This window comes from Actinomadura harenae, assembly GCF_003696215.1.
GTDB classification, from domain to species: Bacteria; Actinomycetota; Actinomycetes; order Streptosporangiales; family Streptosporangiaceae; genus Spirillospora; species Spirillospora harenae.
The window spans coordinates 1-15,620 of record NZ_RFFG01000093.1 but is presented as its reverse complement, the minus strand read 5'-3'; the positions used below and the strand labels follow the sequence as shown (position 1 = coordinate 15,620).

The window sequence follows — 15,620 nt, the reverse complement described above, 5'->3', positions numbered from 1 at the left end:
GTGCCCCATCCGGTGGAAACCTCTGCCCACCGGAAATCCCCAGCCCGATCCCCAGATCATCTTCCTGTGCACCACACTGTGCGCCGCATCCACAGCCCCGACCAGACGACACGCGGGAACGGCGCGGCGCCGACCGGTCCGCGGCCTTAGGGTGGGATGCCCGCGCTTAGGCGGATGACCTCAGGTCATCGAGTTATCCACAATCTGTGGACGCGCTTTCCCCTGCCGCATACTGCGGGAACACTGGATCTCGGGAGCGGGACGCACGTTCCGTCCCCAGTTTTCGATCAGTGGTCAGCGGCCGAGGATCCAGTGGCCGGACCAGCCCAGGAAGCGGCGCGGGTACGCCTCGTCCCCGTCCAGACCGCCGCCGTCCAGGACGTGGTCCAGCCCCGCGAGCACCCGGTCGAGTCCGACCGTCGGCGGGGCCGTGCGCGTGGCCACCGGTCCGAAGGCGCGTTCGGTCTCGTCCCGAGCCCACGCGGCGAAGACGTGGGGCTCGGCGTCATCGGCCATCGACACGAAGAACAGGGCCTGCCGCCACGCGTACGCCGCGTCCTTGACGGCGCGCAAGGGCAGGGGCGACCGGTGCGCGGTGACGAGCCGTGCGCACATCACCGCGAAGGCGCGGCGTGCCAGCTCGGGCCAGCCGGGCTCGGGCGTCACGCCCGCCGGCCCGGCGAGCACGGCGAGGTTGTGCGTGGTCAGGATCTGGGACTGCTCGATGACGCGTCCCTTCGCGCTCGTCCCCGGCCCCCACCGGGCTCCCGCGCGCGACGAGCACAGCGCCGCGAACTTCCTCGCGGCGTCCCACTCAGGATCGGAGGTGAGGCCGGCATGCGACTTCCATGCCCCCGCCGTGGGCCGCGACGCGCTCTCGGCGATCGCGCGCAGCGTCCACAGTTGTGCCGTGTCGATGCCGTAGTAGCGGGCGTAGACCGACCCGTCGAGCAGTTCGGCGGCGATCTCGGCCGCCCACACGAACTTCGGGGAGAAGGTGCTCATGAAGATGTCCGCGGCGAGTTCCTCGACGAACGGCGCGTCCAGCTCCGCCTGGCCTGCCAAGGCCGCGAACTCGGTGACCAGCCGGTTCGGGATGATGGTCCCCGGGAAGGCCCCGAGGGTGAGCCCGCCCAGCCGGGTCAGCGTCGCCCGCGCCGCCGTGCGCGCCGCGTCCCCGCCGCTCCCCCGCCGCGACGCGACCGCGTGAACCCAGGGCAGCTCCTCGAACCGCACCTGGCTCTCCAGGTTCACCAGCAGCAGCGAGCGCCGTCCCCGGAACGCCCGGTACGCGGCCGACCTCAGCGCCGCCAGGGCCCGGTCGCCGTAGTCCGCCGCCACGGTGGACGCCACCAGCTGCTGGGCGAGTCCTGCCAGCACCTCCGCCGACGGCACGATCCGCCGGTCGACCAGCGTCCCGATCGGGGCGCTCAACGCCTGCGAGATCGCCCGCACCACGACGTCCGGCATCGCGGTTCCGACGGGCACGCCGTCAGAGCCGACAAGCCGTCCGGCCGCAGCAGCATCGGGGCCGACAGGCCGTCCGGCCGCAGCAGCGTCCGGGCCGGCGAGCCGTCCGGCGGAGACAGCGTCCGGGGCGGTGAGCCGTCCGGCGGAGGCGGCGTCTGGGACGGCAGACCATCCGGTGGGGGTGGCGTCCGTCCGCTGCGGACCGGTGGCGGTCGAGGTCCTCTCGCCCTCGCGCTGCGGAGCGTTCTTGCTGCTCTCGGCCTCGTCTCCTCGCCCGTCCGCCTGTCCTTGAACGCCGCTCCGCCTGGTCCGGGCATGCTCGTCCTCGGTCACCGGGTGCACGAAGGCGGCGGTGTCGGGCAGGCCGTCATCCTGGGGGAGGCCGGCCAGACGATCCGCCGCGATCGCGGCCAACGCACGATGCGTCGGACGGGCGGCCTCCGCAGCCTGCCGCTCGCGCAGGGCCGCGTGCTCTGGAGATCCGGGCCGTCCCCTCCTGGCCACCATCGAGTCCACGGCGTGTTGCAGCAGACCGCGCTTCAGAGCACTCCCTCGGACGACGTCCTTCATCGCCGTACGCAGGATCGTCGAGTTCTCCTTCGGGCGTCGGGGCTTGGAGCACAACCGATGCCTGGCGGCCAGAACGCGGTACTCGGCCAGCAGCTCGGTGGCCCGAACCCTCCAGTCCTCGGGGAAGGACGCGGCGACCCGCCCGTCCACCACGGTGGTCAGCCAGTGGGCGAGCAGGCGATCGGCGAAGGGATTCCAGACGCTGAGCGCTTCCTGCATCGCGTCGATCGCGGGCGGCGTCCGCCTCATGAGGAGGGAGGAGCGCGCCTCGCCGACCGAGGTCCGGAACACATGCTCCGGGTCCCGTGCCGGGCGGCCGGGACGGCGCGCCGGCACGAAACGAAGGCTGTCGGCGAACGGCGCGATCGCGTCCAGAACGTCGAAGGCACCGGCACGATCGCCCTCCCGCAGCAGCCACGCGACGGTGAGCAGCGCAGCCTCTTCCGGAACGGTGATCTCGTAGTCCGCGGCGTCCAGCATGGCGTTGAGCTCGGCCAGGCCCGCATCGGTCAGGTAGTGCGCGAAGCCGGCCGCTCGATCGGGCGCGACAGCGGCCTCGTGGGGGAGAAGCGGACCGCCCGCCAGCGGCCTGCCGGTGGCGAAGCCGCCACGAACCACCTCAAGGGTGACCCAGGCCGGAAGCCCGGCCACCGGCGTGCGGCTTCCGATGGTCAGCGTCCCGTCGGTCTTCCCCTCGAGCACTCGCGTCCACGCCTGCACACGCCGCTCGGCGCTCTGCCTCGTGGCCTGGTCCTCGTGCGTGGTGGCCGTGGTGAACGCACGAGCGAGCCGACCGAGGGGGAAGCCATCTCCGATGTTCATAGCCAGCGTGGCGGGCTCCGCCCCCGCGCCCTCCGGGTCTCAAGCCCGGCGCTCTCCTATCTGAGCTACACGCTGATCAGAACCGACACTAGGAAGGAAACAAATACATCGCAATCGGATTTGCCCGTCCTCCGCAGCCGACGGCCCCGCACCGCGGCTCCGCGATGCCCATAAGGCCGGCCCACGAGGTGACGGGAGAACCCCTTCAGCGAGGCCGACCGGGCCGCGCCGGCACTCGCCGGGGCGGGCGCGCTCGGCCAGGCCGTGCTCGGCCAACAGGCGGGGCGCACGGTTGAGAGTGACGTCGCCTCCGACCGGTCGATGCGACCTCGCAACGGGCCATGCCGAACCAGCCGGCCATCGTGACGGCGCACGAGTCCACGCGGCTGACCCGATTGGGCGGCCCGGCCTCGGAGTCCTGGAGCAGCTCCCGCCTCCCGGAGTCCCGGAGCGGTAAGCGGTCCCTGCCCCTCGGAGCCTCAGGACGGTGGTGGAGGTCGCAGGTCAGCCCAGGGAGGTGATGGCCTCGAGCATGGCGCTGGTGGAGTGGGCTTCGGTGAGGCCGAACTCCCAGGCCTGCGCGCCCATGGCCTCGGCTCCCAGGCGCTTGGCCTCGGTGTGAGGGTCACCGGCCGTGTAGGCGAGGGCCACCGGCTCCAGGGACGCCAGTAGTTCGGAGTAGTCCCCCCACTTGGAGACCTCGGACGGTCCCGAGATGACGAAGACGCCCGCGACCGAGCGCAGGGCCGACAGCACCTCGGCGCGTTCGGCGGCGGTGTTCACCGGACGGCCCGGGCCCTTCCACGCGCGGACCCGGTCGTCGTCCTCGACACCGACCACCAGCGGGAAGCCGCGCTCCGCCGCCTCCCGAAGGAAGCGGACATGCCCGATGTGCAGGACATCGAACACGCCCGTGGCGACGACGGGCCGCCCGTCCGGACGCGGGCCCGTCCAGGTCGCCGTCAGCCGCTGACCACCCACAGCCATCCGCCCTCCGCAGGTCGTATTCCCTTGCCACACAGTGAACACGACCGGGGGACCGGCCCGTCACGCACCCCGGCCCCGGATGGGCGACGCGACGCACGTCACACCGCCGATCCTCTTGCCGTCCCGATAAAAATAATGCCTACTATTTTTCACGGCCCATCCCCCCCAGGAGGCGTGACGACCATGACGACGACGCTGGTGCGGTGCGCGGACGGCGATCACACCGTGGAACTGCGCGACCGGGAACGGGTGGCGGAACGCCTGATCAAGGCGTCCACCAAGAAGTCCTACAACCCCGAGGTGGACGTCGACTGGGACGCGCCGCTCGACCCGGACCTCTTCTACCTCCCGCCCGAGACGCTCTCCCTCTACGAGACGCCGCTGTGGGATCGGATGACCCACGAGCAGCGCGTCGAACTGTCCCGGCACGAGCTGGTCAGCATGCTGTCGTTCGGCATCTGGTCGGAGCTCATGCTGATGAAGGGCCTGCTCGGCCACGTCTACCGGGGCGATCCGACCTCACGGCACATCGCGTACGCCCTCACCGAGACCGCCGACGAGTGCCGCCACTCGACCATGTTCGGGCGCTTCATCGGCAAGACCGGCCTGCGTCCGTACCGGATGGCCTGGCCCGAGTTCCAGCTCGGCAAGCTCGCCGGGTTCATCGACCCGCCGATGGCGATGTTCGCCGCCGTCCTGCTCGTCGAGGAGGTCACCGACGCCGTCCAGCGCGTGACCATGACGGACGAGCGTGTGCAGCCCCTCGTCCGGACCATCAGCCGTATCCACGTCGCCGAAGAGGCCCGGCACATCTCGTACGCGCGTGAGGAGCTCAAGCGCCAGGTGGCGTCGACACCGCGTCCGCTGCGTCGCGCCCAGGCGTCCGGCATCGCGGGCGTGGGCTTCCGGATGGCCCCACGCCTGACCCGTCCCGCCGTCTACGGCGCCGTCGGCCTCGACCCGCGCACCGCCTACCGCGTCGCGAAGAGCAGCGCCCACCGCCAGGCCACCCTCCGCTGGGCCTTCCGCCGCGCCACCGGCTTCCTCACCGACATCGGCATGATCGAAGGCCCCAGCGCCCGAATCTGGCACCGCACCGGCATGCTCTCCACCCCCGAAACCCCCGTCCCGTCCTCCCTCCCCCACCGCTGACCCTCAGCCCCTCCGACCACGACCATCACCCCCGTTCCCCCTTCGAGCAGGCAAGCAAGACCCGCCGCCCCCCGCCGTGCCCTAGCCCGAGGCAACGGCCTTGACCAGGCCACCCGCGCCCACGCTCTCCAGCACCAGAACCGACCAGCCCTCCACGACCCGGCAAACGCCGAACGGGTGGGATAGGGAGGCTGGTGGCGGGCTGGGGCTGGGGCGGGGTGGGGGCGCTTAGGGTTGGGGCATGGGGAGAGTGGCCGGGCTGACGAGCGAGGAGGCGCGGGAGCGGTTGCTGGCCGCTGCCGCCGAGGTGTTCGTCGAGCGTGGTTACGCGGGGACGGCCACCGGCGAGATCGCTCGGCGGGCCGGGTTGTCCACGGGGGCGATCTACTCGCGGTACGCGTCCAAGGCCGAGCTGCTCGCGGACGCGATCAAGGCGCACATGCCCGCCGAGCTGGCGCGGCTGATCAGCGACGGGGCCCTGGGGGTGCCGGTGCCGGACGTCGTCCAGCATCTCGGCGAGGAGCTTCCGCACCGGCCTCGGCAGGTCAGCGCGATGCTGGTCGAGGGGGCCGCGGCCGCGCGGCGGGATCCCCGGGTCGCGGAGATCTTCTCCGCCGAGCTGACGGCGCATCTCGAGACCGTGGAGGGCCTGGTCGTCGCGGCGCAGGAGGAAGGGTCGGTGGACTCGTCCCTTCCATCCGGCGCGCTGTCCCGGTTCCTGCTGTCCGTCGCGTTGGGCACCCTCTTCACCAACATGATGGATCTCGCCCCGGTGGACGACGCGGACTGGGCGACCGTCATCAACCGCTTCATCACCGCCGCTTCCCCGAACGACTAGCCCGCGACTAGCCCCGTAGGGCGGGTCTCCACAGGCGGATAGCCCCTTAATGGCTGGCCTGTGCGGTGGGCTGACCTGCGGAGTGGGCTCGCCTGTGCGTTTCCTCAGGTCTGCGGGGTTGGGTGAGTGTTGCCTGGTGGCTACGGGGTGAGGCGAGTGGCCAGGGATTCGCGGCCTGCGGGGATGAGGTCGTCAAGGGTGGACGGGGAGAAGTAGGCGGCGAAGGGGTGATGGGCGCGGGCCAGTTCGGAGAGGAGGAAGAGCCTTCCGAGGGCCCGGGAGTGGTTGCGGCAGGAGGACGCGAGGCTTCGTCCGGTGGCGGCTTGGAACGCCGCCTCGGCTTCGGGGATCGAGGACGCGATGGCGGGTGGGTTGTCGGCCAGTCCGGGGTCCGCGAGGACGGCGTTGACGTTGCGGGTGTGCGAGGAGCCGGTCGGCGTGCGCAGGATGCGGGCCTGGAGGGCGTGCATCCTGACGACGGGTGTCCAGATGTTGTAGTCGCCCTTGGACGCGGGGATCGCGGTGGTGATCGAGTCGAGGATCTCCAGGGCCTCCGCTTCGCGGTTCAGAGCCCAGAGGTAGGTCGCCAGGTCGCACTCCTGGAACAGCTCGCGCGTCCGGGTGTGGGACCAGCGCTTGACCAGTGAGGTCTTGAAGCGGAGCAGGTACGGGACGGGTTCGGCGGCGGGCTGTGCGGCGGCTGGAGGGGTGATCGGCATGCCGGAATCAAAGCGCATCGGGGTGACATCGGGCGCGGCCGGTCAGCTCGCCTCCTGGGAGGCGTCGGTCAGGGGCCGGCCGACGATCTGCTGGAGGGTCGCGACGTAGTCGCGGAAGGCGGTGCGGCCTTCGTCGGTGAGTTTCAGCCAGGTGCGGGGGCGCTTGCCAACGTGGCCCTTGCGGATGTGGACGTAGCCGGCGGTCTCGAGGGCGGCAGCGTGCTTGGACAGGACGGAGTCGCTGACCTCGAGGTTGTCGCGGACGAACGAGAACTCGGCCTCGCTCGCGGCGGCCAGCAGCGACACGATCTGGAGGCGGACGGGGGCGTGGATCACCGGGTCGAGGTTCACTGGGCGACCTTCCCCTTCGTGCCGGCCATGATCTGACGCTCGGCCCACCGGAGCGTCATCACACCGTAGAGCGAGACCACGACGCCGGAGACGATCTTCGGCCAGATCGCCGAGTCGGTGACGAGCCAGACCAGGGGCGGCGTGACGCCGAAGAGGACGAAGAAGGGGGCGACCCAGCCGATCGTCCAGGCGGCGGCGCGCGGCGTCCAGATCTGGCGGCGGCTCTTCACACGGACGCGCCGGGCGAGCACGGCGGTCATCGCGGCCAGGCCGAGGGCGGCGGCGGCCAGCAGGGCGGAGCGGGTCGCGCCGTGCAGTTCGAAGGCGATCGACACGACCGTGACCAGGGCGACGACGCAGGGCAGCCACCAGAGCGGGAGACGTTGCCCGGCGTACGCCTTCTGCTGGGCACGCTCGATTTCGGCCAGGGCCTCGGCGGGGCTCGGCACGTGGTTCATGGGTCTCCCTCTCCATCCCGTGAAGTACTTTCCATGAAGGAAAGTACTTTCCTCTTTCCGATCCGTCAAGTACTTTCCGAGACGCGGAGAAGGGGGGCGGGCGGGAGAGGTTCGATCGAGTGGGCGGAGTGAGAAGTTCGTCCGATGTCGCGTGGTTCTGATCACCCGCGTTCCGGCCAACAAATCCCGGGGCGCACGGGTCTCACCAGACTGTGAGCACGCTCCCCCAGAGCGGCCCTGAACTGCGGAGACGACACCCATGCGCAAGATCCTCGTGACGGTGACCGCCGCCGCCATCGCCGTCACCGGCCTGTCGGCCTGCAACGCCAAGGTGACCGACGACGGACACACGGCCACGGTTCCGGACGGGCCGGCGGGCGTTCCCTCGGAGACGGGCGTTCCCGGCCCTGGGCACAAGCCCAGCGCGCCGTCCCACCCGGAAAACGGAACCGGGGGCGGTGCGGGAGGCGCGGGAGGCGCGGGCGGGAACGCGCGCAGCGGCAAGCTGTCCTACGTGGCGCCGGGCAAGTTCCAGGTGGGCGACACCGTGTTCTTCACCGCCACCGACACCGTCCTGATCGTCGAGGGCGGCAAGTGCCCGGACGGCGCGGCCCGTCCGAACAACCGCTGCACCACCGACAACATGGAGATGTGGGTCAAGTCGGCGCCGCGGTTCGCCAAGGTGAGCTTCAGCGGCCAGTCCGCCACGGTCATCCGCGAGGTCGCGGGTTGATCGGCGGGGAAGGCGGCGTCGCCTTCCGCGACCGGAGCCGCTCCCCGATCGCGGCTCCGGCCCGGGGCTACCGCCCCAGTGCCTTCTGCGCCCTGCCCCAGTTCTCGTGCAGGCGCCTCAGGTAGGACCCGGCCACCGCTCCCGGTTTCGTCCCCTCGGCGAACAGGCGCATGTTGCCCGCGCCCGCGTTGTAGCCGAGTGCCAGCAGGTCCGACTTGCTGAACTCGGACGACCTTCCGGACGGGAGTTGCCGGGCGAGGTCGTGCAGGTACCAGGCCGCCGCGCGGACGGCCAGCGCGGGATCGTCCGGCAGCTCTTCCCAGCGCCGGTTCTGGAACGGACGACCGTCCTTGGTGTCGTTGAAGGCGGCCTTGTGCATGTTCGCGATACCGAAGGCGGCGTCCGGCTTGAACCGCTGCCAGGCCCGTTCCAGTTCAGGATCGTGAGGCTTGTCGGACTCGTTGTAGAGGATCGCCATCAGCAGCGTCGGATCGACCTTCGCCTCGTGCGCGTACTTGCGCACCTGCGAGGCGAAGTGGTCTGGCGACCGTTTGTTCTGCTGCCGCTCGTCCGCGCGCGTGTCGGACGGCCTGACGGCGGGCTTCTCCAGGGCGTCCGGCTTGGAGGATTCCCCGTTCTTGACCGTGAGCAGCGCTATGAGGACGGCCAACGGCAGAACCAGCCAGATGAGGTTGCCGCGCTTGTCTTTCACCCGCGCCCCCGGTCATTCACGAGCCCGATCACCACACTGCCACATCGGGGTGGCTTGTTGACGGACGGCCCCGTCCGGATCGAAAACCAGGTAGCGGTCGAAGTCCTCCGCGAACCATCGGTCATGGGTGACGGCCAGGACGGTGCCCTTGTAGGCGGTGAGGCCGTCCTGGAGTGCTTGGGCGCTGGCCAGGTCCAGGTTGTCGGTCGGTTCGTCCAGCAGGAGCAGGGTGCAGCCGGAGAGCTCGAGCAACAGGATCTGGAGTCGCGCCTGCTGACCGCCCGACAGGGTTTGGAAGGCCTGCCCGCGTGTGCGCGCGAGCTCGTACCTCGCGAGCGCGCGCATGGCGTCGTTCAGGGTCACTCCGAAGTCTGCGGTGATGATCTCGTCGGGGCTGCGGTCGCGGAGGTCGGGGCGGGTGTGAGTCTGGACGAAATGTCCAGGAACGACCCGCGCGCCGAGCTTGGCGGCGCCCCGGTGCGGAACCGTGGACGGGTCGGCGAGCAGCCGGAGGAACTGCGATTTGCCCGATCCGTTCGCCCCGAGGACGGCGATGCGCTCGCCGTACCAGACCTCCAGCCCGAACGGCCGCGTCAGCCCATCGAGCGCGAGATCCTCGCAGGTCACGGCGCGTTTGCCGGTGCGTCCGCCGCGCAGCCGGACGCGGATGTTCTGCGGGCGCGGCGGCGGTTCGGGCGGCCCGGCGGCCTCGAACCGGGCGAGGCGCGTCCGGGCGGCCTGGTAGGACGAGGCGACCGCGTCGCTGGCGGCCGCGCGCTGCCGCAGGGTGTGGACAAGGCGGCGTAGCCGGGCGTGCTCGTCGTCCCAGCGCCGCCGGAGTTCGTCCATGCGGGCGGCACGGTCGCGGCGCGCGTCTGCATAGGTGGTGAAGCCGCCCCCGTGCACCCAGGTCGTTCCGGATTCGACCGTGATGATGCGGTCGGCGGCCCCGGCCAAGAGACGCCGGTCGTGGGAGACCAACAGGACGGTCTTGGTGGTCGCGCGCAGCCGTTCTTCCAGCCACTCCTTCCCGGGGATGTCCAGGTAGTTGTCAGGCTCGTCCAGCAGGAGAACCTCGTCGGGGCCACGCAGCAGGGCTTCGAGCATGAGCCGCTTCTGCTCGCCACCGGAAAGCGTCCCCGCGCGCCGATCCCGGACGGCTTCGTAGGGCAGCCCTAGCGCCAGCGTTGTGCAGGCGTCCCAGACCACCTCGAGGTCGTAGCCCCCGGCGTCGGTGAACTCGCTGATGGCCTCGGCATAGGCGAGCTGACTGTCAGGCGCTTCGCTCAATGCGGCTTCGGCCTGCGCCAATGCGGCGGAGGCCGCACGGACCTCCGGCGGTGCGACCGAGAGCAGAAGCTCACGGACGGTCTTGTCGTCGGGCGTGAACTGCCGCATCACACCGAGGCCGCCCGTGCTCGCGACGGTCCCGTCGGACGGAGTCAGGTCGCCCGCGATGATCCTGAGCAGCGTGGTCTTGCCGCCACCGTTCGGCCCGACGAGCGCGGCCCTCGCTCCGCGCCCGACGCGGAACGAGACGTCGTGCAGCAGCGGCCGCCCGTCGGGCAGCGCGTAGGCCAGGTCGCTCACGTCGATATGTCCCACGACCGCACCTCTCGAACATTGATCGAGTCACTAGAACATTGATCCGGTTCTCGTTCACCGTACTAGAGTGGACGGCCATGAGCACCAGGCGAGGACGCGCGGGCGACATCTGGCTGAAGCGGCCGGGAGGCGAACGCCGCGAGGCCCCTCCCCTGTCCCGCGAGCGGATCGTCGCCGAGGCGATCGCGCTGCTGGACGAGGAGGGCGCGGACCGGCTGACCATGCGTCGGCTCGCCGAGCGGCTCGGCACCGGCTCGACCACGCTGTACTGGCACGTCGACACCAAGGACGACGTGCTCGACCTGGCCCTCGACACGGTGTTCGCCGAGGCCGAGGTCCCGGACGCGACCGGCGACTGGGCCGCGGACGTCACCGCGATGGCTGCGCGTTGGCGCGCGGTCATGCTCCGGCATCCCTGGAGCGCGACGCTGATGGGACGCCCGATGCTCGGCCCGAACGTCCTCGCGCGCACGGAGTTCCTGCACGCGACGCTGCGGCGCGCCGGGCTGGGGGGCGCTCCACTGACCGCGGCCGCGTACGGGCTCTCGCACTTCGTCATCGGCGCCGCCATCAGCCAGGCGTCCTGGCGCGGGTCGGACGAGTCGTCCACCCGGGACGCCGCCGACCGGATCCTCGCGGCCGAGCGCGACCGCTATCCGACGCTCGCGGATCACGGGCATCCCAGCGACAACGACTGGGACGACGCGTTCCGGCGTGGGCTCGGCTATCTGATCAGCGGAATCCGGGGGAGCGTCGCCGAAGACGCGTAGCGCCACGCACCGGCCGGTGGCGGTCGGCGACAGCACCGGGGGAGTGACAGTGGCGGGCGCGACCATGTCACGGCGCGGAATGGCGCTTTAGCGAACCACCACTCGGAACGGACAGAGTGTGTGGGTCGACGCCATGGGCAGCGCGTGTGACCCACCTTACAGTTCGGGCCATGACGAACTCTTGGCCTGCGGGAACACCACCGCTCGACGGCCGGACGACGCTGGACGGACCGACCTCCCTGGACGGCCGGACGGCGCTCGTGACCGGCGGCGGCAGCGGCATCGGCCGGGCGTGCGCGGCCGCGCTCGCCGCCGCCGGGGCCGAGGTGCACGTGGTGGACCTGGACGGCGAGGCGGCCAAGGCGGTCGCGGAGCGGATCGGCGGGCGGGCGCACGTCGCCGACCTCGCCGATCCGGACGCCGTCGACGCGCTGCCCGCCACGGCCGACGTCCTCGTCAACAGCGCCGGGCTACAGCACGTCGCGCCCATCCCCGAGTTCCCGCCCGAGCGGTTCGTCCGCATCCAGCAGGTGATGGTGACCGCGCCGTTCCTGCTGATGCGGCGGACGCTCCCCCACATGTATGCGCGAGGCTGGGGGCGGATCGTGAACATCTCCAGCGTCCACGGCCTGCGCGCGAGCGCCTACAAGTCCGCCTACGTCGCGGCCAAGCACGGCCTCGAGGGCCTCAGCAAGGTCGCCGCGCTCGAGGGCGCGCCGCACGGCGTCACGAGCAACTGCGTCGATCCGGGCTACGTCCGGACGCCGCTCGTGGAGGGGCAGATCCGCGACCAGGCGGCCGTCCACGGCGTCCCGCCGGACGAGGTCGTCGACGACGTGCTCCTCGCCCGGACGCCCGTGAAGCGCCTCATCGAGCCGGACGAGGTCGCCGCCGCCATGCTCTGGCTCTGCGGCCCGCACACGGGCTTCGTCACCGGCGCGTCCCTCTCCATGGACGGCGGCTGGACCGCCCAGTAGCCCTCATAAGGCACCGCACATCCCCATCCTCAGCCCAGGACGGAGCCCCCCATGTCCCACCCCGGTACAGCCATGCCCGAAAGCGGGCGAGAGCGCTCGAAGGGCATCGCGCGGATCGTCAGCGCGAGCCTGATCGGCACCACCATCGAGTGGTACGACTTCTTCCTCTACGGAAGCGCCGCCGCGCTCGTGTTCAACAAGCTCTTCTTCCCCAAGGCCGACCCGCTGACCGGGACGCTCATCGCGTTCCTCACCTACGCGATCGGGTTCGCGGCCCGGCCGATCGGCGGCATCGTGTTCGGGCACTTCGGCGATCGCGTCGGGCGCAAGAAGCTGCTGGTCGTCAGCCTCGTGATGATGGGCGGCGCGACGTTCACGATGGGCCTGCTGCCGACGTACGCGACGCTCGGGGTCGGGGCGCCGCTGCTGCTGACGGCGCTCCGGCTCGTCCAGGGGTTCGCGCTCGGCGGGGAGTGGGGCGGTGCGGTGCTCCTCGTGTCGGAGCACGGCGGCGACCGGAAGCGCGGGTTCTGGGCGTCGTGGCCGCAGTCCGGCGCGCCCGGCGGCAACCTGCTCGCGACCGGTGTGCTGGCGCTGCTGGCGTCCGTCCAGTCGGACGAGACGTTCCGCGCGTGGGGCTGGCGGGTGCCGTTCCTGCTGTCCGGGGTGCTCGTCGTCATCGGCCTGTGGATCCGCGTGTCGGTCAGCGAGTCGCCGCTGTTCATCGAGGCGAGGAAGCAGAAGAGGGCGGACGAGCGCGTCCCGGTCATCGATGTGTTCCGGACGAGCCGGCGGCAGGTCCTGGTCGCGATCGGCGCGCGGTTCGGCGAGAACATCTCGTACTACATCCTCACGTCGTTCCTGCTCGTGTACGTGACCGAGCATCTGAAGCTGCCGAAGTCGACCGCGCTGGACGCCGTGCTGATCGGTTCGGCGGTGCACTTCCTGGTGATCCCCGCGTGGGGCGCGCTGTCGGACCGGATCGGGCGGCGTCCGGTGATGCTGGTCGGCGCGGCCGGGATGGCGTTGTGGACGATCGTGTTCTTCACCCTGCTCGACACGAAGTCGTTCGCGACGATCACGCTCGCGGTGACGGTCGGGCTGGTCCTGCACGGCGCGATGTACGGGCCGCAGGCCGCGTACGTGTCGGAGCTGTTCGACACGCGCGTCCGGTACTCGGGGGCGTCGATGGGTTCGCAGCTGTCGTCGATCCTCGCCGGGGCGCTCGCGCCGATCATCGCGGTCGAGCTGCTGAAGGAGTACGACTCGTCCGTCCCGATCGCGGTCTACATGGGGCTCGCCGCCGTCGTCACCGCGCTCTCCGTCGCGGTCGCCCGGGAGACGCGCGGGCGCGACCTCGCCCGCTCCGAGGCGGACGCGACGCCCTCCGCCGCCGTCACCGTCCGCGCCACCTGACACTCACCACCTGCCGAGGGGCCGTCCGCGAGTGCGGGCGGCCCCGGCGGGAAGGCTGCGACGATGACCCGCATGGACCACCCCGCCCTGTCCGCGATGCGCGCGCTGCTCGGGCTGCTCGCGGACGGCGCGCCAGCCGAGGACTTCGCGCGTCCGGCCGCCGAGGCGCGGGCCGCCGGAGCCGTCCCGGAGGAGCAGGCGCTCGTGGACGAGGCGACCCGCACGGCGCTCGACATCCGGCGGACGCTCGAGCAGCACCGGCGTCGCGAACGCGAGCTCGCGGCGCTCTTCGACAGCGCGGGCGACCTCGCGGCGCTCCGCGACCTGGACGCGGTGCTGCGCGCCATCGTGCATCGCGCGCGCACGTTGCTCGGCACCGACACCGCGTATCTCACCATCAACGACCCGAACGCCGGGGACACGTTCATGCGCGTGACGGACGGGTCGGTCTCCGCGAGATTCCAGCAGTTGCGGCTCGGTATGGGCGAAGGGCTAGGCGGACTCGTCGCGCAGACCGCGCTCCCCTATGCGAGCCGCGATTACCGCACCGACACGCGCTTCCACCACACCAACACGATCGACGACGCGGTCGGGGAGGAGGGGCTGCGCGGGATCCTCGGCGTCCCGATGCGCGTCGGGACGCGGGTGATCGGCGTCCTGTACGCGGCGGACCGGCGTCCCCGCGAGTTCGACCCGGACGCGGTGACGCTGCTGTCGTCGCTCGCCGACCACGCCGCCGTCGCGATCGACAACGCGCGGCTGCTGGAGGAGACGCGCGCGACGCTGACCGAGCTGAACGCGGCGACCGAGACGGCCCGCGCGCGGAGCGCGGACATGCGCCGCGCCGCCGCGGTCCACGACCGGCTGACCGAGCTCGTGCTGCGCGGCGGGGACGCGACGGACGTGGCGCGCGAGATCGTCACGCTGCTCGGCGGCGGGCTCGTCGTGCACGACGCGGACGGCGCGGAGGTCGCCCGTGTCGCGGCCGAGCCGTTCGTCCCGCCGGCGGAGGGCGTGGCCGCGTCGGGCGCGAGCGGGCAGGCCGTCCCGGTGGACGGGACGTGGATCTACGCGGTGCTCGCGGGCACGGAGCCGCTCGGCACGATGGCGTTGCTCGGCCGTCCGGATCTGACCGATGGCGACCGGCGTCTGTTCGAACGCGCGGGCCTCGTCACCGCTCTTCTGCTGCTGCTCAGGCGTTCGGTCGCGGAAGCTGAGGACCGCGTGCGCGGGGACCTTCTGGGCGATCTCCTGACCGGAGGCAACGCGGACAGCCTGACGCTGCGCGCGCGCAAGCTCGGCGTGGTCTTCTCTCGTGCGCACGCGGTGTTCGTCGCGCACTGCGACGCGTCGAAGCGGGAACGGTTGCTGACCAAGGTCTCGCGTCGTGCGCGCGCGTTGGGAGGGCTCGCCGGAACGCACAGCGGGAACGTCGTCCTACTCGCGCCGACCGATGCGTCCGGGGCGCTCGCGCAGTCCTTGTCGAAGGAGCTGGGCGAGGCGTTGGGGGGCGTTCCGGTCACGACCGGGGCGTCCGACCCGGTGACGGGTCCTGCGCGGCTACCCGACGCGTACGAGGAGGCGCTGCGGTGCGTCCGCGCGCTGCACACGCTCGGCCGGACGGGCGACGGCGCCGACGCTGCCGCGCTCGGGTTCCTCGGCGTGCTGCTGGGCGACCGCGCGGACGTCCAGGGGTACGTGCGCGGCGTCCTCGGGCCGGTCGTCGACTACGACCGGCGGCGCGGGACGGAGCTGGTCCGGACGCTGGACGCGTACTACCGGAGCGGCGCGAGCCTGACCGAGGCCAGGCGGGCCCTCCACGTCCATGTGAACACGGTCGTGCAGCGGCTCGACCGTGTCCGGCAGCTCCTCGGCGACGACTGGAACAGCCCGTCCCGCGCGCTGGAACTTCAGCTAGTGCGCTGACCGGGAAGGTTTGCCGGGTTTGGTCACGCGGCTTTGCTGCGGGGGCGGCCCCATCGTTGTTGGCGTTGGCTGCGGATGCGGGCGCGTTCTCGGCGTTGGGCTGCCAGGATGTCG

The 15,620-nt window shown here is 71.4% G+C and carries 14 protein-coding genes and 1 tRNA gene; 7 read left to right on the top strand and 8 right to left on the bottom strand.

The genetic code is table 11. From position 1 onward, the window contains the following. Positions 1–294: 294 nt before the first annotated feature. The 3 genes from EBO15_RS34030 to EBO15_RS34020 all read right to left on the bottom strand — a co-directional run bounded on the left by EBO15_RS34030 (position 295) and on the right by EBO15_RS34020 (position 3,849). The gene (locus EBO15_RS34030) at positions 295–2,862 is read right to left on the bottom strand and encodes a hypothetical protein (RefSeq protein WP_122198587.1); all 2,568 of its coding nucleotides are present in this window, start codon (positions 2,860–2,862) and stop codon (positions 295–297) included. A 2-nt stretch (positions 2,863–2,864) separates the two neighbouring features. Continuing rightward, a tRNA-Ser gene (locus tag EBO15_RS34025) sits at positions 2,865–2,937 on the bottom strand. A 429-nt stretch (positions 2,938–3,366) separates the two neighbouring features. After that, a complete protein-coding gene (locus EBO15_RS34020) occupies positions 3,367–3,849 on the bottom strand; it encodes an adenylyltransferase/cytidyltransferase family protein (RefSeq protein ID WP_122198586.1) in 483 nt (160 codons plus the stop codon). Between the two features lie 183 nt (positions 3,850–4,032). Here EBO15_RS34020 and EBO15_RS34015 point away from each other — a divergent pair, with 183 nt between their 5' ends. Further along, positions 4,033–5,001: an AurF N-oxygenase family protein gene (locus EBO15_RS34015; RefSeq protein WP_122198585.1), complete on the top strand. Its 969-nt coding sequence runs from the start codon at positions 4,033–4,035 to the stop codon at positions 4,999–5,001. A 241-nt stretch (positions 5,002–5,242) separates the two neighbouring features. Further along, positions 5,243–5,839 carry a TetR/AcrR family transcriptional regulator gene (locus tag EBO15_RS34010; RefSeq protein WP_122198584.1) on the top strand — a complete coding sequence of 199 codons (597 nt, stop codon included), beginning with the start codon at positions 5,243–5,245 and terminating at the stop codon, positions 5,837–5,839. Between the two features lie 140 nt (positions 5,840–5,979). Here EBO15_RS34010 and EBO15_RS34005 read toward each other — a convergent pair whose 3' ends face one another. From EBO15_RS34005 to EBO15_RS33995, 3 genes are read right to left on the bottom strand one after another with little or no spacing between them, the layout of a single operon-like run. After that, a complete protein-coding gene (locus EBO15_RS34005; RefSeq protein WP_122198583.1) occupies positions 5,980–6,558 on the bottom strand; it encodes a hypothetical protein in 579 nt (192 codons plus the stop codon). A gap of 42 nt (positions 6,559–6,600) precedes the next feature. Continuing rightward, positions 6,601–6,909 (bottom strand): winged helix-turn-helix domain-containing protein, encoded by a 309-nt coding sequence (locus EBO15_RS34000; protein ID WP_122198582.1) that lies wholly within the window; start codon positions 6,907–6,909, stop codon positions 6,601–6,603. Then, entirely contained in the window at positions 6,906–7,367 is a 462-nt protein-coding gene (locus EBO15_RS33995; RefSeq protein WP_122198581.1) for a hypothetical protein, read from the bottom strand. The genes EBO15_RS34000 and EBO15_RS33995 overlap by 4 nt, the downstream gene beginning before the upstream one ends. A gap of 259 nt (positions 7,368–7,626) precedes the next feature. Between EBO15_RS33995 and EBO15_RS33990 the strand changes: the two genes are divergently transcribed. Then, a complete protein-coding gene (locus EBO15_RS33990; RefSeq protein ID WP_122198580.1) occupies positions 7,627–8,100 on the top strand; it encodes a hypothetical protein in 474 nt (157 codons plus the stop codon). Positions 8,101–8,167: 67 nt separating this feature from the next. Here EBO15_RS33990 and EBO15_RS45500 read toward each other — a convergent pair whose 3' ends face one another. Then, positions 8,168–8,812, bottom strand: a complete 645-nt coding sequence (locus EBO15_RS45500) for a transglycosylase SLT domain-containing protein (protein ID WP_199744970.1) — start codon at positions 8,810–8,812, stop codon at positions 8,168–8,170. A 12-nt stretch (positions 8,813–8,824) separates the two neighbouring features. Continuing rightward, entirely contained in the window at positions 8,825–10,417 is a 1,593-nt protein-coding gene (locus EBO15_RS33980) for an ABC-F family ATP-binding cassette domain-containing protein (RefSeq protein ID WP_122198579.1), read from the bottom strand. Between the two features lie 77 nt (positions 10,418–10,494). Between EBO15_RS33980 and EBO15_RS33975 the strand changes: the two genes are divergently transcribed. From EBO15_RS33975 to EBO15_RS33960, 4 genes are all read left to right on the top strand, one after another. Continuing rightward, on the top strand, positions 10,495–11,187 hold the full coding sequence (locus EBO15_RS33975; RefSeq protein WP_122198578.1) for a TetR/AcrR family transcriptional regulator: 693 nt from the start codon (positions 10,495–10,497) through the stop codon (positions 11,185–11,187). 170 nt (positions 11,188–11,357) lie between these two features. Next, positions 11,358–12,164: a 3-hydroxybutyrate dehydrogenase gene (locus EBO15_RS33970; RefSeq protein ID WP_122198577.1), complete on the top strand. Its 807-nt coding sequence runs from the start codon at positions 11,358–11,360 to the stop codon at positions 12,162–12,164. A gap of 72 nt (positions 12,165–12,236) precedes the next feature. Continuing rightward, positions 12,237–13,580 (top strand): MFS transporter, encoded by a 1,344-nt coding sequence (locus EBO15_RS33965; RefSeq protein WP_122198576.1) that lies wholly within the window; start codon positions 12,237–12,239, stop codon positions 13,578–13,580. Between the two features lie 72 nt (positions 13,581–13,652). Beyond that, a complete protein-coding gene (locus tag EBO15_RS33960; RefSeq protein ID WP_199744969.1) occupies positions 13,653–15,506 on the top strand; it encodes a helix-turn-helix domain-containing protein in 1,854 nt (617 codons plus the stop codon). Positions 15,507–15,620 lie beyond the last annotated feature (114 nt).